Origin of the sequence: Kaistella carnis (assembly GCF_003860585.1) — a bacterium.
GTDB classification, from domain to species: domain Bacteria; phylum Bacteroidota; class Bacteroidia; order Flavobacteriales; family Weeksellaceae; genus Kaistella; species Kaistella carnis.
The window spans coordinates 583274-602924 of sequence record NZ_CP034159.1; the positions used below are offsets into that span (position 1 = coordinate 583274).

Here is a 19651-nt window from a genome sequence, read left to right on the forward strand (position 1 = left end):
AATAGTGGTCATTCGTGGTAAGAAACTACCAGAATAACCCTTTTTTCTTGTCTTTCTTCATTTTAGAGTAGGCTAAAACTTCTTTGCCTTCTACCCGAAATTCGATTCTTTCTGTAATAATATTATAGATTTCTCCCCAACCAGGAAAACCTCCTAAATTGCGGTCATCAATAAATAAGTCTGCATCAATCTTGCGCGATGCCTGACTGTGATCAAAAATCTCACCTTCAAAACTGGAATTTACAGCATAAAATTCTACGCCGTTTTTTCTACAGAATTCAACAGCTTCGTCCAAAGTTTTTCCATGACGGTAAGTCCACAGGATTAAGCGATATCCTTCCGACTGCAGTTTGCGTAAAGTTTCAAAAGCAAATGTTTTTGGCTTTCCAATTCCCGGATATGCATCATCAACCACCGTTCCGTCGAAATCAATTGCAAGTTTTTTACTGTTCTTCATTAGTTTTAAATTTCAGATGTGCAAAGATAAGAAATTTCAATTCGTCAAAAATTATAGTCCCTATATTTTGCTTCTCCTATTAAACGAAAATTGCCAAAGTTCACTGATGCAGTGCTCTTTGGCAATCTCTATATTTTAAAGTGTTTATTAAGATTTAACCCATTTAAACTGCCATTCTAAATCGGGAGTTGAAATACGGTCTGTAACTCTTTGAAGTCTTGATGGAAGTTTCATTAAATATTCCTGAGCTCTTTCCGCTTTTTCATTTAGACCGGTGACATGGTCAATTTTCCAGTCTTCCAGAAGTTCGGAAAGAATATTAATATAATCCTGACCCGTATAAACCATGGCTCGTTGTGCAGCATCACTGAAATGTCCCCAAAGTTCACCCGCTTTTTGTCCGGATTCACGTAATAAGTGTGCAGGCATCACAATTTTTTTTCTCATCATATCTTCGAATGCCAGAATCATCTCCGAAGGATCTAATTCTAAGATTCGAGTTACGAAATGCTTGTAGGCTTTTGCGTGTCTTGCTTCATCTGCAGCGATGACTCCACACATTCTGGAAAGTTTTGTGTTTCCGGTTTGCTTTGCGAATGTGCCTACTCTACGGTGAGAAATATTGGTTGCGGTTTCCTGAAAACTGGTATATACAAAGTTTCTATATGGATCCATTGTAGTGCCGATGTCCAGACCATCTTGAATAAGATACTGTGTCGTCATTTCGATCTCACGCATGTTGACGCGACCGCATAAATAGAGATATTTATTTAGAAGATCACCGTGTCTGTTTTCTTCAGCCGTCCAGCTGCGAATCCACTGTGACCAACCTGATTTTTCTTCCTGATCTACTCCGTCAATGCCCATTAACCAAGATTCATAACTTGGCAACGCTTCTTCAGTAATACAGTCACCGATTAAGGTTACAAAAAGATCGTAACCCATCTCTTGTGCAAAAGTCTGTAACTCATCAACTTCATGTTTAAAGCTATCTGAGGAAGGATCCGGTAAAAAATCGCTGGGTTGCCAAATCTTTTCTACAGGAGTTAAGTAGGAAGAAATGAAATCATCGACATCTTTGCCGAGAGTTCGCATTACTTCCATTCTTACTAATTTATTATACATTTTTCTTCTTTTTTTAATTTTGCGTACAAATATAATTTAAAATTATTATTTATAGCATAAGTTCTTTGTCGATTTTAAAAGAAGCGATCATCTTAGTTTTCAAATTTATTTAAATTTGAACGATGGTGCAATTCTAAAATCAGTTTATAAGTAATCAATTATCCAACCAAAACATCTCCTGTCATAATGCTGGGAATTTCAATTCCCATTACTTTAAGGATGGATGGTGCTACATCTCCTAATTTTCCAGGTTTCAATTTCCAGGTTCGGTCCTTATCCATAACAATTAAAGGAACCAGGTTTGTAGAATGTTGCGTGTTGGGACTTCCATCAGCATTAATCATAACATCTGAATTACCGTGATCCGCAAGAATGAAGACTGCGTAATCATGTTCAAAAGCCATTTTAGCGACTTTTTCAATGCATTGATCTACGGTTTCTGCTGCCTTGACTGCCGCAGAGAAAACTCCGGTGTGACCTACCATATCAGTATTCGCGAAATTTAAACAGATGAAATCTGCGGTTTCATTTTCAATCTCCGGTAAAATTTTCTCTGTAATATCAAATGCTGACATTTCCGGCTTAAAATCATAAGTTGGAACCTCTTTCGGACTTGGACATAACAAACGGCTTTCTCCGACAAATGGCTCCTCCCTTCCACCGGAAAAGAAAAACGTAACGTGAGGATATTTCTCAGTTTCAGCCACTCTTATTTGAGTACGACCATTTCTCTCAAGAATTTCTCCCATTGTTTCATGCAAAACTTCTTCATCAAAAACGACATGCACATTTGAATATTCTTTATCATAATTGGTCATGGTGACGTAATAAAGATTAAGACGACTCATGCCAAACTCGGGTAAATCATGTTGAGAAAGAACTTCTGTGATTTCGCGTCCGCGGTCTGTTCTAAAATTGAAACAAAAAACAACGTCATCAGATTCAATCTTTGCGACGGGCAAACTGCTTTCTTTCAAACAGATGATAGGTTTCAAAAACTCATCGGTAATATTATTTTTATATGCATTGTCAATGGACGATAAAACATTTTGGCTTTGTTCACCGATCCCGTTTACCATTGCGTCATAAGCCAATTTTACGCGTTCCCATCTACGGTCCCGATCCATGGCATAATATCTTCCTACAACTGTTGCTAATTTACCGGTCGTTACGGACATATGTTCCAGCAATTCTTCAATAAACCCTTTGCCTGAGTGTGGGTCGCAATCTCTACCGTCAGTAAATGCATGAACATAAACATTGTCGTTTAGGCCATATTCTTTTGCAGCGGTAAGCAATCCTTTCAAATGGTTGATGTGTGAATGAACACCTCCATCGGAAACCAAACCGATAAAATGAACTTTCTTTTTATTTTTTAAGGCATAGTCAAACGCAGCAGTGATCGCATTTTCCTTCCCTAAGGTTGCGTTTTCTACGGCCATGTTTAACTTGACCAAATTTTGATACACTACTCTACCCGCACCAAGGTTCATATGACCAACTTCCGAGTTGCCCATTTGCCCAAATGGCAAACCTACTGCAATTCCGCTCGCTTCTAAAGTTGTATGTGGATAATTTTGAAAACACGAATCCATAAAAGGAGTATTGGCCTGAGCAATCGCGGAGACTTTCGGGTCGGTGCCCAAACCCCAACCGTCCAGTATGGCTAAAATGGCTTTCTTTGACATTTCTATTTTTTATTTTTGATGATATACAAATTTAGTGATTTACCAGTAAATTCACGACTAAATACGTGATCTTTTAAAAATATACGTTCCTAAATACTAAAGTTATTCAAGTATTTTTTCAAACGCCTTTCTTGACGATCCCCGAAAAAACACTTCTCCGCAATACGTATATCCAAGTTTATCTAAGATTTTTAGCATTGGAGCATTATCAAAATTAGTATCAACTCTTATATCGTAGACTTTATTTAAAAGGGCAACCTCTTCTGTCAGTTCAAATATTTTGGTTGCTAACCCTTTTCCCAGCCAGTTATCATGAACTGCAACACGATGAACTACTACATAATTTTGATCAGAGAGCCACGAGCCAACAATTTCATTGTAGGCAGGTTCAGGTTCAAAAATAATGGTTGTATAAGCCACGATTTCCGAATTAACTTCCAATACATATCCATTTTTATTGTTGATATCATTCAGAATAGTTTCTGGATTAGGGTAACCATCTTGCCATTGGGTGCTGCCATCTTTTTTTCTTCTTAAAATTGCACCTTGAATAATTTTTCATATTATTTCTTGGTCATCTGTTTGAGCGATCCTCAGCTTAAATTGTAGTGGAGATGGGTGCATGTTCGTTTTTTTATTTGTACAAATTTAAAGAACATTATAATTTTAATGACCGCATTTATTAATTTTGAACGTATAATAGTAAAAAAGTAAACATGAAAAAGAAAATTGTTGTTTTTTCCGGTGCGGGAATTTCTGCAGAAAGTGGGGTAAAAACCTTTCGGGATCATGATGGCCTCTGGGAAAATCATCGCATTGAAGATGTGGCGAGTCCGGAGGGTTTTCGTAAAAATCCGCAACTGGTGTTAGATTTTTATAACGCCAGAAGAAGGCAATTAAACGAAGTTGAACCCAATGATGCTCATTTAATTTTAGCAGAATTGCAGGAATTTTATGACGTGGAAATTATCACCCAGAACGTAGACGATTTGCATGAAAGGGCCGGTTCTAAAAAAGTTCTTCATCTTCATGGTGAACTTAAAAAAGCAAGACCTATAGACTCTGATGTGGATATTGTAGTTTGGGAAAATGATTTAAATGTTGGGGATAAAAATGACAAAGGAGTTCAACTGAGGCCACACATCGTTTGGTTTGGTGAAACAGTTTCTGAAATGGAAAATGCCATAGAAATTACTTCGACGGCAGATTATTTTATTGTCATTGGTACTTCGATGACGGTTTATCCGGCAGCAGGGTTAATTCATTATTTACCGGACGATTGTGAAATTTTTGTTATTGACCCTAAATTATCCAATAGTTACACAAAATCAGAACATTATTTTCAAATGTCAGCGACGGAGGGAATGAAGATTTTAACAAAGAAATTTTTGAATAATATGAAATGATTCCAGGGTTTCAAATATTTCGTTAGAAAAAAAAAGAACCGATTAAAAACCGGCTCTCTTTTTTTTTTCACTATTCGTGCTTCTGTGTTGGTACAAAAGTAAGACAAATGTATAAGCAATAACAGCGTGAAAACACCCTAATTAACACATCTCATGTTTTATTGCAAACAAGACGATACCGACGCGTGTTTTTACATTAAGTTTAGCAAATACTGAATCCCTGTATCCATCGATCGTACGTGGACTCAGACACATTTTTTCGGCAATTTCTTTGTAGGTAAGTTCGGAACATGCTAATTTGATAAATTCCAGTTCCCTGTCTTTTAGGGATTTATTAATTTCAATTGTTGCTTTTTCCTCGGTTTTTATTTTAAGCAAACTTTGAGTCACAATATCAGTGTAAAAAATTCCTTTTTGGTGAACGATATTAATGGCACTAAAAAGAATGTCTGGCGACATATCTTTCAGAAGATATCCTTTCGCACCCGCCTTTAACATATTAATGATTGTAGTTTCATTATCTTCCATGGTTAAAGCTATCACTTTAAGATCAGGATATTTCTCCGTTAATTTAGCGGTAGTTTCAATGCCATTTTTTTTTGGCATATTAATATCCATCAGGACAACTTCCGGTAAAATTTTCTGTTGCTCCAGTTCTTTTAAGAAATCTTCTCCGTTGAAACAGTTCATCACTACTTCGAAATCCGGATTAAAGGAAATCATATTCTCCAACGCTTTCGAAACCAGTTTATGGTCATCTACAATCGCAATTTTTATTCTTTCCATGCCGCACGTTTTTTATAAGTTATGGTGATTTCTGTCCCGCTGTTTTTACCGCTTTTAAGATTAAAATCTGCATCGATTATTTTTGCACGGTTGAAAATGTTTTTCAGTCCGCTGCCATCATCGTTGATGTTTCTGTCGAATCCAATTCCGTAGTCATTAATATGAATCTCAATAACGTTTAATTTATCTTCAATCTTGACTTCTATTTTATTCGATTTTGCATGTTTAATCACGTTATTTATACATTCCTGAATAATTCTAAATAAAATAAGGGAGTGATCTGCGTTAATTTCCAAACTGTGATTATTGATGTGATAATCAACTTCTAACAATTCCAGTCGCTCAATTCTAAATATTTCCCTTTCCAGAGATTCTACAAATCCAAAATGCTTGACCTGCGTACTAATGAAAACTTTTGACAAATTCCTAATATCCTGAATACATTCCCCAATCAACATATTGATCTCATTTGCAATATTCGTTTTATCCTCCTCTTTCGCCAATGCGATTTTATTAGTCATCAATCGGGCAACGGAAAGTTTTTGACCCAGATCATCGTGTAATTCCTGCCCAATATAATTTAACGTCTGCTCTTTAATTTCTACCTGGGAGATGGCAAGTTCCTGTTCAAATAAGGCATCCCTTTTCTGTTGCGCCAAAATCATTTGAGACTTTTTCTTTATAAAGACTCCGTAAACTAAAACCATCATTAAGATGACAATTAGAATAATGAAGGTTGAAATGCTCAGTAAAAAATCAGTTTCTGTAAGGTTCACCTTTTTTAATATTTTGCGCGAAAAAAATTCCTGTTATGAGTATTGAATAACCTATCATATTTACAACAAATAAAATTATGAAAAATATTTTGATATTCATTAGTCTTTCAACTGAATTACTGATAATTAGCAAGGGTGTTACTCCAAGATAGAGAGACATGATTCCTACACAAGCCCAAATTGGATAATATCGTTTTATATTTAAAATCTTATCGGAATTAAAGACTTCGTGCATAACAAGATAAATATTCCCCATCAATAAAATGACTTCAACAAAGTAAAAGATAAAGGGAAATTTACTGTAAAAATCCTCCGAAAATATAGCAAAGAAGATATAAGTGGTGAGAAAAGATCCCAAAAGGAACAAACTTAATTTCTTCGATTTTTTAAGTTCTAACACATGATAAAAATAAATGAAGAATAAAAGAAACACGAACAAATTTACCGCGATAGAATAAATGGCTATACTGTTGAATGTTGCCGATTTCAATCTCATAAAAAAAACAAAACTGTCTGTACCTGCTACAATGGCCGAAGCCAAAATTAAATAGATGATTCCCCTACCCAACCTTTTTCGGAAGATAACGAGTAAGATAAAAAATAATAAGACCAACAATAGTTGGATCGCACTTGCAACATCTCTGTTCCATTCAATCATAAGCTTTGAAATTTAAGTTGGCTATATCGCCTGAGTTGATATTTATTACCGGATATTTAATTCAACGAATTGTTTGTATCAAAGAAAATTCGGATGATTACCCGAATTATCTATTTATTATATTTTCTGTTAGAAATCAAGGCGGACAAAGCTGCCCAAAATCTAAACCTGGTAATCCCCCGCTTCCTTTCTTTTTATCGGATTCATTTTCCGACTTATCATCTAAATCAACTGCAGTAAAGAATACCGTTTGGTAACCTTTATATTTTGGATCTAACCGGTCTGTAAAACCACTTTCAGGATATTTACCGAGCGAAATTTTTATTCCTTTATTTTTGACGCCTTGTTTTTCCAATCCATCACGGATTAAATTGATATAATCCTGCAAAACTTCCAGTTCATAAGTGTATGTTTTCGAGTCTGGTTTAGCGGCAGGTCTGATTTTATTAATTGCGGCATAGTTGCTGGTATCATATTCGCGGGATAAAACCTCGCTTTCACCTTTTGTTATTAAGTGTTTTTGTAAATTACTCATGGTTATTTTTTGATTTTAACAAATCTAACGTTAAATTGCGGAAAAAAATAAGTGAAATCACCCAAAATCAAATTTATTTTAAACGAATTTGTTTTTTTCCTCTTCTTTTGTAAATAAAAGATTAATTACTTAAATTTCACTTTTGAATTTTATAACACAACTTTAGGTTGCGCTAAGTAGAAACAATGCAAGAAAACGCTCATCTCGAAGAAAACTATCGCCAAATTATCAGTGCTTTACCCAAAAATGTAGAATTGGTTGCTGTTTCAAAAACGCATGCTGCGGAAATGATAAAAACCGTATATGATCTGGGACAAAGGACTTTTGGAGAAAATAAAGTGCAGGAAATCGTGGAAAAATATCCCCAGTTACCAAAAGATATTAAATGGCACTTGATTGGTCACCTGCAAACGAATAAAGTTAAATATATTGCTGAATTTATCGATACCATACAAAGCGTTGATTCTAAAAAACTACTTTTAGAGATAGATAAACAGGCTGCTAAATTTAATCGAAAAATCAAAGTTCTTTTACAGGTAAAAATCGCTGAGGAAGAGACAAAATATGGTCTTGAAATTTATGAAGCAAAGGAATTATTTGTAGAATTCCTAAACAATGAATATCCGAATGTAGATGTTGTGGGATTAATGGGAATGGCCACTTTTACGGAGGATAAAAATCAGATCCGAAAAGAATTTACGGTCCTCAAACAGATCTTTGATCAACTTTCTTTAAAACAACAAATGCACACTCTTTCTATGGGAATGAGCAATGATTACCCACTGGCTATAGAATGCGGTGCTAATTCCGTACGAATTGGTTCTGCAATTTTCGGTCGCAGAGATATCGTATAAGAACCTTTTGGGAACGATTATTGCTAATTAGATTCCTACTTTCACACAAAATTTTTTATTAATTCCATAAATTTTAACTAATGCAAAAAATCTTAATTGTTGAAGATGAAAAAGCTATTTCCGGGGTATTGCAGAGCATTCTCTCTGATGAACTGTCTGATTATGAATTCATTATTGCCGAAGATGGTTTAGAAGGACTTAAACATATTGAGAAAGATGATTTCGCTTTGGTCGTTTCGGATATTAAAATGCCGAAAGTCTCCGGAACAGAACTTTTAAAACAAGCTTTACAATTAAAACCCGATATCACTTTCGTGATGATTTCTGGTCATGCTGATATTGATACTGCCGTAGACTGCCTAAAAGATGGAGCCTACGATTTTATATCCAAGCCTATTGATATTAATCGCTTGATCACCAGTGTTAAAAATGCTTTAGATAAAAGAAATCTTCAAAAATCAAATCAACATTTAAGTACCGAAAATAAAACCTTGAAAAAGAAGGTTAATAAAAAATATCAGATGATTGGTGAATCTCCTGCGTTGAAAAAAATTCAGGAAATGATTGAGAAAGTTGCAGCTTCTGATGCCAGAGTTCTTATTACCGGGCCAAACGGTGCCGGCAAAGAATTGGTTGCTCACGCCATTCACGCGCAAAGTGACCGAAGCAAGGGACCAATGATCGAAGTGAACTGTGCTGCCATTCCTTCAGAATTGATTGAATCTGAACTTTTCGGACATGTTAAAGGAAGTTTTACGGGCGCGATAAAAGATAAACAAGGTAAATTTGAACTTGCAAACAATGGAACCATTTTTCTGGATGAGATTGGTGATATGTCGTTGATTGCTCAGGCTAAAGTACTTCGTGCTCTTCAGGAAAGTAAGGTTTCGCCGGTTGGAAGCGACAAAGAAATCAAAGTTGATGTTAGAGTTTTAGCAGCCACGAATAAAAATATGCAGGAAGAAATTAGGTCTGGAAAGTTTCGGGAAGATTTGTATCACAGACTTTCAGTAATTGAAATTTACGTTCCTTCTTTAGATGAAAGAAAAGATGACATTAAACTTCTGGTAGAGCATTTCGCTAAAATTATTTCTGAAGAACATGGCACAGCATTAAAGAAATTTGATGATAAGGCTATTAAAGCGTTAGAAAATTTCAGCTGGACCGGAAATATACGGGAACTGAGAAATGTCGTAGAGCGATTAATCATTTTAGGGTCAAACCCAATTAATGAAAATGACGTGATCAGTTTTGTAAGAAAATAGACTTAACACTTAAATGTAATTTCATTTAAACGATAATATAGACTAACCAAAGTATTTTTACTTTGGTTTTTTTTATCTAATTAATAGTACTTTTCTTCTTTTGGCATAGTTGATGTACTTTAAATATAAAGAAATTCCCCCTTTAGTAATAAAAAATGTGATGAAGAAGCGTTTTATTTGAAAATGACGTTTTTATATTTACCTAAATGAATTTCTGTTTTTCAATATCCTAATAAACATTAAAAATTTAAATTATGGCAAAGAAAACAGCTCCAAAAGGAAAAATTGCTCCAAAATCGGATGCAGCTGACAAATTAAAAGATTTTATGATCGACGGAATTAAGGATTTGTATTGGGCAGAAAAAGCCTTAGTGAAAAATCTTCCGAAAATGTCTAAAAACGCTACATCTCCTCACCTCAAAAAAGCCGTAGACGCACATTTATCTGAAACTAAAACGCAGGTGAAAAGATTAGAAGACGCTTTTAAAGCTTTAAAATTGAAACCACAAGCCGTGAAATGTGAAGCAATGGACGGTCTGCTGAAAGAAGCAAAAGGAATAATGGAAGAAACAGAGCCAGGAGCAGTAAGAGATGCAGGGATTATCGCAGCGGCTCAAAAAGTAGAACATTACGAAATTGCATCGTACGGTACGATGGCGACTTATGCCAAATTACTCGGCGAAAAAGAAGTTCTAAAACTTCTTCTTGAAACCCTGAAAGAAGAAAAAACATGCGACAAAGACTTAACGAAGCTCGCTAAAACAGAAATTAACATCAAAGCAAAATGATAATTAAGGTGGTCGGAATTAGATCACCTTTTTAAATGATAATTAGGTTATTTAATCTTAAAATATCCTTAAACAATACCAAATAGTAATAAATGATAGAACTGCGGCAAAATTTTTGTTGCTTCTAAATTAAATAAATATTATGTCAAACTTAAATAATAAAAAAATAGCGGTTTTAGCTGCTGATGGTTATGAACAGTCCGAATTAGAAAGTCCCGTAAAAGCACTAAAAGATGCGGGTGCCAAGGTTGAGATCGTATCATTAAAATCAGGTGAAATAAAAGCAATGAAGGATCATCAATGGAGCAACTCTGTTACCGTTGATCAAACCGTTTCTAATGCAGATTGTAAGGACTATGACGGATTACTTTTGCCTGGAGGCGTTATTAATCCAGATGCCTTGCGTGGCGATGAAAAAGCAGTTTCATTTGTTAAAGATTTTTTCTCTGCCAATAAGCCTGTTGCTGCAATTTGCCACGCTCCGCAAACATTAATTAATGCCGGAGTTGTGAAAGACAGAAAAATGACATCTTACAAAACAATTTCCAAAGATTTGGAAAATGCCGGTGCAAACTGGGTTGATGAAGAAGTGGTAACCGATGGAAATCTTACGACAAGCCGTTCTCCGGAAGATCTGCCCGCTTTTAATAAAAGAATGGTGGAAGAGTTCGGTAAATAAATTCAATATTTAATCATGAACCATAAAGTCCCTCCACAAATTAAAGGCGCTGAAAGTGACGCGGTTTCAAATATTGAGTTTGAAACTGTCGCTTTAGCTGAGAAACATTTTGAGACCGTAAAGAAAAGATTTCTGGATATTAATTCGTGGGAACTTTTCGCCGGAAAAGAAAAAGCTGAATTTTCCCTCCGAAACTCAAACGGTAATGTTATAGTTGAGTCACCGAAAGTTGGTGATTTAGTTGCCATTAAAATCCCTTTGCTTCCAAATCAAGATCCGGATCATTTAGATTGGGCAAAGGTAGAAGTAGTTGAAGAGGATAAAAATGATAATTCTGAATCGGTCTATATCAGACTTCGACCGACTTCCAAGCCGAGCGAAAAGGATTCTTCGGTTACTCATTTTTTAGATTCAGACTCTACTTCTAATTTTATTATTAAAAGGGAAGGAAAGATGATCAGTGCGCAAGTTCATGCCCGAAATGAAGTTCCAAATACGGAAGATAAAGGTATTTCGGAAAAGTTGAGAAATAAAATGGTCGCTTTCGGCGCCATGATGATTGGAAGCACGATTCAGTGGAAAGGTCTAACAAATGGTCTGATCAAAATTGAAGAATAAAAGATACATTGGCTGTTCCGGATTTGCGCAGGGGTATTGGAAAGGTTTTTTCTATCCGGAAGATCTTCCGTCTAAAGACTACCTTGCTTTTTATTCTGAGCATTTATCTGCTGTAGAAATTAACTCTACTTTTTATCGCAAACCAATGGTCAAGACATTAGCCAAATGGTATGACTCAACTGGAACGGAATTTAGATTTTTCATTAAAATTCCAAAAGCAATTACACATCTTAAAAAGTTAACAGAAGTAAAGCAGGAGGTTTCGTTATTTTGCGAATATATTTCCGCAGGCTTAGAAGAGAAGCTTGCGGGATTTTTATTTCAGCTTCCACCCTCTTTTCAATTTACTCCGGAGAATTTAGAGAAAGTACTGAATGCGGGCGACAGGAATTATATGAATGTGTTTGAATTTAGACATGAATCATGGTGGAATTCTGAAGTTCAGGAAGCGTTAAAGAAAAACGCAATCATTTTCGCCGGCGTTTCATTTCCAAAAAATATTCCCGATGATGTCGTTATAAATAATGATAACACTTTGTACTATCGTTTGCATGGCGTTCCTCAGCTTTTTAAATCGGAATATTCAGAGTCAGAATTAGAAGATTTAGCAAAAAAAATAGAAAATTTTAAAGGAACATCTTATCTATTTTTCAATAATACCTTTGGAGTTGCCGGCATCAAAAATGCTCTTTTTCTCGATAAAGCTTTGAATAAGTCTTAAATTCTGAAGATCAATATTGGAATAAAAAATAATCCGATAAAACATATCCAGAAAGTTTGCAGTATTTTTGCAGGAAATTTTTTATTTCATGGCCTTTCTGAATCCCCAATATACCAAAGCCTGTTTAAAACTAGCATTACCTGTAATGCTGACACAAGTCGGGCAAGTTTCTGTGAATTTATTCGATAATATTATTGTTGGAAAATTGTTGGGTGCACAGGCGTTGGCTTCTGTATCTCTGGGAAATGCCGTCTTTTTCTCCATTTTTGTTTTTGCCTTAGGTTTTTCTTTGGCAATTCCTCCTTTGGTTTCTGAAGCTCATTCCAGAAATGATCACAACACCATCAATTCTGTTTTTCGACATGGGTTTATCATTAATATGGGAATAGGATTAATCCTCATGATTATTATGTTGGCCGCAATGCCACTACTCTATCATATGGATCAGCCTCAGGAAATAATTCCTGATACCATCAGCTTTTTAGGAATTATGACACTGAGTATTGTTCCCTTTATGGCTTTTCAAACTTTAAGGGAATTTAGCGAAGGTTTATCATTTACAATTGGAGTGACAAAAGCTACGATTATTGCAAATATCATCAATATCGTTCTTAATTATGTTTTCATTAAAGGTTTATTTGGATTCCCTCCTATGGGGGTAAAAGGATCAGCCATTGCAAGTCTCATCGCTCGAATTTTTATGATGATATTCCTTTATTATGTACTTTTAAAACAGCCCGGAACCCGAAGATATATCAAACACTTTTCCTTGAAACTTGCAGGTTTTTCTAAGGTGATGTTTCAGAAAATGTTAAAGATCGGTTTTCCTACAGCGTTGCAGATGTTTTTTGAAGTCACCGCATTTGCAGGTGCTGCATTTATTTGTGGGCTTATTTCTGCACATGATATTGCTTCTCACCAAATTGCTTTGTCCATGGCGTCTTTCACCTTTAATTTAAGTATAGGATTTAGTGTCGCGTCGACCGTAATGATTGGGCGCAGATCTGGAGAGCGCGATTTTGTAGGTTTGAAAAAAGTGGGTATTAATAACCTGAAAATTGTATTCATATTTATGGCTTTCTGTGGGCTATTCTTTATCATTGGTAGAAATATATTACCGACATTCTTCACCCAGAAAGAAGATGTAGATGTTATTGTTCTCGCTTCTAAATTATTGATTATTGCCGCTCTATTCCAGTTGTCAGACGGTGTTCAGGTGGTCGCTCTCGGGATTTTACGTGGAATACAGGATGTAAAGATTCCTTCTATGATCACTTTTGTTGCGTACTGGATTATCACCATTCCTTTGGGGTATTATTTATGTGTGACTTTAAGAATGGGTGCTTGGGGAATGTGGATCGCCCTTGGATTAGGATTAACAATATCTGCAATTTTGCTCGTGATGAGGTTTTTAAAGCTTTCCCAGCGAAAGATAGATTTTGCTATTAACCAATAAAACGCCAGAAGAAGATTAAGAACTTTCAATTTTTTGATCCTTCTTAAATTAAATTGAGACGAACAGTTTATTAATTCGATATCATTTATCTATATAAATCCTGAAGAGTTTGATCTTTGGGATTTTTTATGCTTTAAATTTTAGTTTAATAAAGAGGATCTGATCCTTATAAGATGTTTTTATACATTTATTTCATTGTTAATGTTCATTTAACAAAGCTCCTTCCGACGAAATGGGTATTATAAATTAATTGTAAATACTTTGTCCTTCTATAGAGCAGTTAATTAAGTCCTGGTTCTATCAGCTTTAATTAACTTTTACATATGTGCTTTAATTCAGTAAAACTCCTTGGTTAAAAGAGTCATTTTTCAGAGTCAAATTTTGAAAAGGTGATTATACCATAGGCTTCACCAATTTTATTGATTTTCTAAATTTCACTAATATCTGTGATTTTTCGAGTTGGCAATCAACATACATTTGTATCACAAACTAACCAATAAAATTTTTTAACCATGAAAAAATTATTTACAAGTGCTTGCGCACTTATGGCAGTAAGTTTCGCTTTTGCACAAGGAAACTTAGATGTAACCACTCAATTGGGAAACCTTAACTACGCAACAGTGGACCAAACAGGGTACCAAAACGAAAATTACCTGACCCAGGACGGTAATCGTAACACAGCAGATGTTGACCAAACTGGCTGGTGGAATTTAAACAATGCCTTAAGTCAAGGAAATAGAAACTCTATTAATGTTGACCAAGTTGGTATTTTAAATGAAAACTCCACAGAGCAGTACGGCAACAGAAACAGTGCTACAACTGATCAAGATGGTATTTTTAATTATGTAGAACAACTTCAGCAAGGAAATAGAAATACGACCTATGCGGAGCAAGATGGTTTTGCAAATGAAGCTTTTCAAACCCAAATCGGAAACAGAAATGACGCGTCTTCTATGCAAGATGGAGCATTCAACTTTGTTAACCAACAACAGTATGGAAACAGAAATGAGGCTAACGCTGAACAGATTGGAGATGACAACTACATCCACCAACTTCAAGACGGTAACAGAAATTATGCAGACCATTTACAAATGGGAGATAATAACTCTGCAGACTCTCACCAAACTGGAAACGACAATACCACTTTAGGTTTACAAATCGGAGACAATAACGATTTGTATCAATACCAATGGGGTAATGGAAACTTAGCTGATGATTGGCAAATTGGTGACGGCAACTATGCTGATACTTGGCAAACAGGTGATGATCATGTTCATATTGGTACTCAAATCGGTAACTCTAACACGATGATTATTACACAATCTAACTAGGTAATATTAAATAATAAATACAGGAGAACTCGTTTTCTCCTGTATTTTAATTCATAACATCATGAAAACGCTATGCACTTTAATGCTCTGTTTATGTACTTTTCATTTTATGTCGGCTCAAGATATTTCATTAAATAAAATTAACAGCTCCAATATCTTAGATTATTACATTAGTTCGCAGATAAGACAATCTGCTATGGAAAATAAAAGTATAGATATTGCGACCCAAATCGGAACCGGTAACTTAATTGAAGTGATTGATAAAACTCCAAGTTATATTGAGCTATCACAAACAGGAAATTTCAACACCACCTATTTTGTAAATCCAAATAACTACCCTACAAATGCAGAGATCAATGTAAAAGGTTCGGGTAATTATATAGACATTACTGGCAGTAACAGCATTTCTGATGGAATGAAAATTAACATTAACGCCAATGACATGACGATCTTTATGAGAAATTACTAAACCCCTTGAAAATGAAAACTCTCATCGCAATTCTGGTCATGTTTTCTCTGTACAACAAAACATCTGCACAAAAGAATGCAGCAGTTACAGGAAAAATAGTTACCGATAATCACGAAGGTGGCCTAAAAATAAAAGCCGTCGCAAGCAACAGTTCAGAGATCTATGGTGATCTCAATTACATTATGGTTTCCGTTAAAAAAGGAAAATCAGGAAGTTCAACTAATAAACAAAGTGGAAAATTTTCAATAAAGCCTAAAGAAACCAAAACTCTTTCCGAAATGAATATTAATCTGTCAAAAAATGATGGATTAAAAGTGTTTTTATTTTTAAAGGATGAAGAAAGTGATCAGGTTGTTTCGAAAGACAGCCTGGAAATCAACGGCGATCAGTTTGATTCTGAGGTAAGTTATATTCCGGAAAGTAATTTGGAATTAGCCGGTCTCACCATAGACGATACCAAAACCCGAATTGGACAAAGCTTTTATGATTCTTTTTTTAAGAAATATAATCAGCTCCAAACAAAATTAGAAGGTACGGTTACCGTTTCAGAAATGCCGACTTTCGGAAGAAACACCCGTATTGTCGTCACAATAGACGATCAGGTGATTCACGCCTTCCTATCAAAACCTGATGAGGAATCCATAGAAGCAGAAGCCGATAAGGCATTGGCAAGTCTGATCAGTTACAATTCCCGAAACAGCCTTCGGAACAAAGAATTCAAATATTAATATAACATCATGAAAAATTTATTTTTCTTCATATCATTTTTAGGATTTTCATTCCTAAATGCCCAACAGCTCGTCTATAAACCTGTTAATCCCGCTTTTGGTGGCGATACTTTTAATTATCAGTGGTTAATGAGTTCTGCAAGCGCTCAAAATCAATTTGATGAAGGCAACTCCCGCACCAGTTCATTAAAGGATTTAAATTCTTTAAGCAGTTTTACAGATAGTCTGAACCGACAAATCCTCAGCGAATTATCTCGGAAATTATTTGGAGATCAATTTGGGGATGGTGACTTACAACCTGGAACTTACATTTTCGGTTCTATTTACCTTGAAGTTATACAGACCGGCCAAGGATTATTGATTTCGATCTTGAACACCGACACCGGTGAACAGTCTCAAATTGTAATTCCGGGCGGCTAAAAAACAAAAAACACATGAAAACATCTACTCTTATAAAATTAGCATTTCTATCAGTTCTTTTATTTTCTCTTCAAAATTGTACATTATTTAATTTACCCACTGGCAACGAAAAATCAACTTTAGGAGAAAATACGAATTACACCCCAGAAATAAGAAAACTGCCCGCACCAAAAGATAAAATTGTGGTCGGAGTTTACAAATTCCGAGATCAAACAGGACAATACAAAGCAGCAGAAAATGGCGCAAGCTGGAGTACTGCAATTCCGCAGGGAACGACTTCAATTTTATTAAAAGCATTGGAAGACAGTAAATGGTTTACTCCAATCGAAAGAGAAAATATTGGTAATCTTCTGAACGAAAGACAGATTATTCGAAGTACCAGAAAAGAATATTCCGGGAATGATTCAAATGATGTGGCTGCTTTACCACCTCTGCTTTTCGCAGGAGTGTTACTGGAAGGTGGTGTAATTTCCTATGATACCAATGTAATGACTGGGGGGATTGGAGCGCGCTATTTTGGACTTGGCGCCGGAGCACAATATAGACAGGATCGAATCACAGTCTATATTAGAGCAGTCTCTACCTCTACCGGTGAAATTCTAAAAACTGTTTACACCTCCAAAACAATTTTGTCTACCAGTATCAATGGTAATTTCTTCCGATTTATCGATACGGAAAGATTGTTGGAATCTGACATCGGTATAACTCAAAATGAACCCGTACAACTTGCTGTTACGGAGGCGATTGAAAAAGCGGTACTCTCCTTAATTATCGAAGGAGTAAAAGATAATTTGTGGGCTAACAAACAGGTAAATCCTCATGACTTCGACAAATTGATTGAAAACTACACTTCAGAAGAAAAGATAAATGACTCCAGATTGATTGGTAATAAGTTCCCAGATCAGGAACGGGGGAAAATGTCTGTCTTTGCTAATGTAGAAGCTTTTAAAATTAAAGGAGATTATGTGAACCCCACAACGACGTTAGGCGGAAAAGTAGGTATAAAATATTTTATAACGGATAACCTAAATGCAGAAGTTAATGTGAGTGCGGTTACCTTAGAAAATAAAGATATCTATAAGAAAGAAGTGTTTGGTTCCGAATTAAATCTGGAATATCTCTTTCTTGCCAAATTTAAATTTTCGCCATTTGTTTATGCCGGAGTTGGAAACTTTTTCCATCCCACCGTTAATCTTTATAAAGCACAGGTCGGTGGTGGATTCGAATATTTAGCCGGTAAAAACTTGGGCGTACGCGCAGTTGCTCAGTATGATCTTGGTTTTACCGATGATTGGGACAATTTCGTTAACGGTAAGAAAAAAGATATGGGGGTAAGATTTGGGGTCGGCCTTAACTATTATTTCGGTTCTAAAAAAATTAAAAACTAAGATCATGAAAAATATATTTAACATATTAACATTTTTCCTCTTTATATTTTCACTTTCTTCCTGTAGTGAAGATCTAGTGGATAAGGTGCAAGTAGCGACCTTAAAAGGAATCGTAATAAAAAAAGGAACAAATCAGCCAATTAAAAATGTAAAATTATTTACTACTCCTTCTACCGAAACTGTTTTTACAAAAGATGACGGCAGTTTTATTATAGAAAATATTCCCTTGGGTGATTACTCTGTGCGTGCTGAACTTACCGGGTATCTTACAAGCTTTCAAGGGGTAAGTTTTAAAAATAATGAGCAGACTGTAAGTGTCGTTTTCGAAATGAGTGATGATGATTCATTAAACAGTTCGCCATCAGTTCCCGTTTTGCTAAGTCCGGTTGACAATGCAGTTGATCAACCACTAGCTGTTGATTTAACATGGGATTGCAACGATGCGGATTCTCTCGACGTTCTTAAATATAAAGTGGTGGTTAAAAATGACTTTGATGCAAATGTTATTGAAATTAAAGATTTAACGGATAAACATTATTATCTGGAAAATCTAAAATTTGGAGTGACCTACTATTGGCAGGTGTCAGTTTCTGATGGAATCAATCCTGAAGTCAACAGTCCCGTTTTCCGTTTCAAAACCAGTACAACTCCTAATAACAGATTTCATTATGTGAAAAAAATGAACGGAAGTTATTATATCGTTTCAAGTGATGAAGCAAACGTTAATTTTCAGTTCACACCTTTTGACAAAAACAGTTGGCGACCACGACTTAATCAAAATTCGCAAATCATTGCATTTTTAAGAACGGTTGGTGGTAATGCGCAGATTTTCACCGCAAATACCGATGGATCTAATCCTTTCCAAGTGACGGCAGTTCCGGTTGCAGGTTTTGATAATGCTGAAATTGATTACGCCTGGAGTAAAAACGGAAAAGAATTTCTTTATGCCAACTTTACCAAACTCTATAGAATAAATAAAGATGGCAGTGGACTCCAACTGGTCTACACAACACCGGATGGTAGTTTTATTTCAGAATGTGACTGGAGTTACGATGGAAGTAAAATCGCTTTAAAGACCAATGATGCGAATGGATACAACGTGAAAATTTACATCATTGACTTGGTCGGTAACACCGTGAAAACAGTTTTAGAAAATGTTCCTGGTGCAGCGGGCGGACTCAACTTTTCAGTTGACGGAAGTAAATTACTCTATACTTACGATATATCCGGACATCAAGAAGCGAATTATCGACAGCTTGATACTCACATGTTCATTTACAATTTAGTGACTGATGAGAATATCGACTTATCGGTACTAAGTGAAAAACCAGATGGCAGTAATGATTTGGATCCAAGATTTTCACCAAATGATGCAGACGTTATTTTTGTGAATACCTCAAACGATGGCATCTCCGCCAAAAAAATAACAAAAGTAATCTTACAAGATAATAGCAGAACAGACTTATTCCCTGACGCAGAAATGCCGGACTGGGAGTGATGTTT

Annotated in this window: 21 protein-coding genes; 14 read left to right on the forward strand and 7 right to left on the reverse strand. The window is 35.6% G+C overall.

All coding sequences use genetic code 11. From position 1 onward, the window contains the following. Window positions 1-25: 25 nt before the first annotated feature. The 4 genes from EIB73_RS02635 to EIB73_RS02650 form a co-directional block, all read right to left on the reverse strand. Window positions 26-457 carry a BT0820 family HAD-type phosphatase gene (locus EIB73_RS02635; RefSeq protein WP_125022364.1) on the reverse strand — a complete coding sequence of 144 codons (432 nt, stop codon included), beginning with the start codon at window positions 455-457 and terminating at the stop codon, window positions 26-28. A gap of 147 nt (window positions 458-604) precedes the next feature. Then, complete coding sequence (locus tag EIB73_RS02640) at window positions 605-1582, reverse strand: acyl-ACP desaturase (RefSeq protein ID WP_125022366.1); 978 nt, start codon at window positions 1580-1582, stop codon at window positions 605-607. Between the two features lie 158 nt (window positions 1583-1740). Then, window positions 1741-3270, reverse strand: a complete 1530-nt coding sequence (gene gpmI / locus EIB73_RS02645; RefSeq protein WP_125022368.1) for a 2,3-bisphosphoglycerate-independent phosphoglycerate mutase — start codon at window positions 3268-3270, stop codon at window positions 1741-1743. A 102-nt stretch (window positions 3271-3372) separates the two neighbouring features. Beyond that, window positions 3373-3711, reverse strand: a complete 339-nt coding sequence (locus EIB73_RS02650) for a GNAT family N-acetyltransferase (RefSeq protein ID WP_317132679.1) — start codon at window positions 3709-3711, stop codon at window positions 3373-3375. A 275-nt stretch (window positions 3712-3986) separates the two neighbouring features. Between EIB73_RS02650 and EIB73_RS02655 the strand changes: the two genes are divergently transcribed. Then, window positions 3987-4676, forward strand: coding sequence for an SIR2 family NAD-dependent protein deacylase (locus EIB73_RS02655; protein ID WP_125022370.1), 690 nt, complete (start codon window positions 3987-3989; stop codon window positions 4674-4676). 141 nt (window positions 4677-4817) lie between these two features. Here the strand turns inward: EIB73_RS02655 and EIB73_RS02660 are convergent, their stop codons facing one another. From EIB73_RS02660 to EIB73_RS02670, 3 genes are all read right to left on the reverse strand, one after another. Beyond that, complete coding sequence (locus EIB73_RS02660) at window positions 4818-5462, reverse strand: response regulator transcription factor (protein ID WP_125022371.1); 645 nt, start codon at window positions 5460-5462, stop codon at window positions 4818-4820. Then, entirely contained in the window at window positions 5450-6238 is a 789-nt protein-coding gene (locus tag EIB73_RS02665) for a sensor histidine kinase (RefSeq protein WP_125022373.1), read from the reverse strand. The genes EIB73_RS02660 and EIB73_RS02665 overlap by 13 nt, the downstream gene beginning before the upstream one ends. Window positions 6239-7032: 794 nt before the next feature. Then, window positions 7033-7431, reverse strand: a complete 399-nt coding sequence (locus EIB73_RS02670; protein WP_125022375.1) for a hypothetical protein — start codon at window positions 7429-7431, stop codon at window positions 7033-7035. 185 nt (window positions 7432-7616) lie between these two features. Between EIB73_RS02670 and EIB73_RS02675 the strand changes: the two genes are divergently transcribed. The 13 genes from EIB73_RS02675 (at window position 7617) to EIB73_RS02735 (ending at window position 19646) form a co-directional block, all read left to right on the forward strand. Continuing rightward, window positions 7617-8285, forward strand: a complete 669-nt coding sequence (locus EIB73_RS02675) for a YggS family pyridoxal phosphate-dependent enzyme (protein WP_125022377.1) — start codon at window positions 7617-7619, stop codon at window positions 8283-8285. 80 nt (window positions 8286-8365) lie between these two features. Continuing rightward, window positions 8366-9550 (forward strand): sigma-54-dependent transcriptional regulator, encoded by a 1185-nt coding sequence (locus EIB73_RS02680; RefSeq protein WP_125022379.1) that lies wholly within the window; start codon window positions 8366-8368, stop codon window positions 9548-9550. Window positions 9551-9804: 254 nt separating this feature from the next. Beyond that, window positions 9805-10338 (forward strand): ferritin-like domain-containing protein, encoded by a 534-nt coding sequence (locus EIB73_RS02685; RefSeq protein WP_125022381.1) that lies wholly within the window; start codon window positions 9805-9807, stop codon window positions 10336-10338. Between the two features lie 142 nt (window positions 10339-10480). Beyond that, window positions 10481-11017: a type 1 glutamine amidotransferase domain-containing protein gene (locus tag EIB73_RS02690; protein ID WP_125022382.1), complete on the forward strand. Its 537-nt coding sequence runs from the start codon at window positions 10481-10483 to the stop codon at window positions 11015-11017. A gap of 15 nt (window positions 11018-11032) precedes the next feature. Next, the gene (locus tag EIB73_RS02695; protein WP_125022384.1) at window positions 11033-11635 is read left to right on the forward strand and encodes a hypothetical protein; all 603 of its coding nucleotides are present in this window, start codon (window positions 11033-11035) and stop codon (window positions 11633-11635) included. Continuing rightward, window positions 11625-12356, forward strand: coding sequence for a DUF72 domain-containing protein (locus EIB73_RS02700; RefSeq protein ID WP_125022386.1), 732 nt, complete (start codon window positions 11625-11627; stop codon window positions 12354-12356). Before EIB73_RS02695 ends, EIB73_RS02700 begins: the two co-directional genes overlap by 11 nt. An 88-nt stretch (window positions 12357-12444) precedes the next feature. Beyond that, window positions 12445-13812 (forward strand): MATE family efflux transporter, encoded by a 1368-nt coding sequence (locus EIB73_RS02705; RefSeq protein ID WP_125022389.1) that lies wholly within the window; start codon window positions 12445-12447, stop codon window positions 13810-13812. Window positions 13813-14324: 512 nt separating this feature from the next. Further along, window positions 14325-15143, forward strand: a complete 819-nt coding sequence (locus EIB73_RS02710) for a hypothetical protein (protein ID WP_125022391.1) — start codon at window positions 14325-14327, stop codon at window positions 15141-15143. Between the two features lie 196 nt (window positions 15144-15339). Next, the gene (locus tag EIB73_RS02715; protein WP_125022393.1) at window positions 15340-15612 is read left to right on the forward strand and encodes a hypothetical protein; all 273 of its coding nucleotides are present in this window, start codon (window positions 15340-15342) and stop codon (window positions 15610-15612) included. An 11-nt stretch (window positions 15613-15623) separates the two neighbouring features. Next, entirely contained in the window at window positions 15624-16340 is a 717-nt protein-coding gene (gene csgH, locus EIB73_RS02720) for a curli-like amyloid fiber formation chaperone CsgH (protein WP_125022395.1), read from the forward strand. Between the two features lie 9 nt (window positions 16341-16349). Then, the gene (locus tag EIB73_RS02725; RefSeq protein WP_125022397.1) at window positions 16350-16760 is read left to right on the forward strand and encodes a curli production assembly/transport component CsgF; all 411 of its coding nucleotides are present in this window, start codon (window positions 16350-16352) and stop codon (window positions 16758-16760) included. Window positions 16761-16774: 14 nt separating this feature from the next. Next, entirely contained in the window at window positions 16775-18148 is a 1374-nt protein-coding gene (locus EIB73_RS02730; protein WP_125022399.1) for a CsgG/HfaB family protein, read from the forward strand. Between the two features lie 4 nt (window positions 18149-18152). Continuing rightward, on the forward strand, window positions 18153-19646 hold the full coding sequence (locus tag EIB73_RS02735; protein ID WP_125022401.1) for a carboxypeptidase-like regulatory domain-containing protein: 1494 nt from the start codon (window positions 18153-18155) through the stop codon (window positions 19644-19646). Window positions 19647-19651 lie beyond the last annotated feature (5 nt).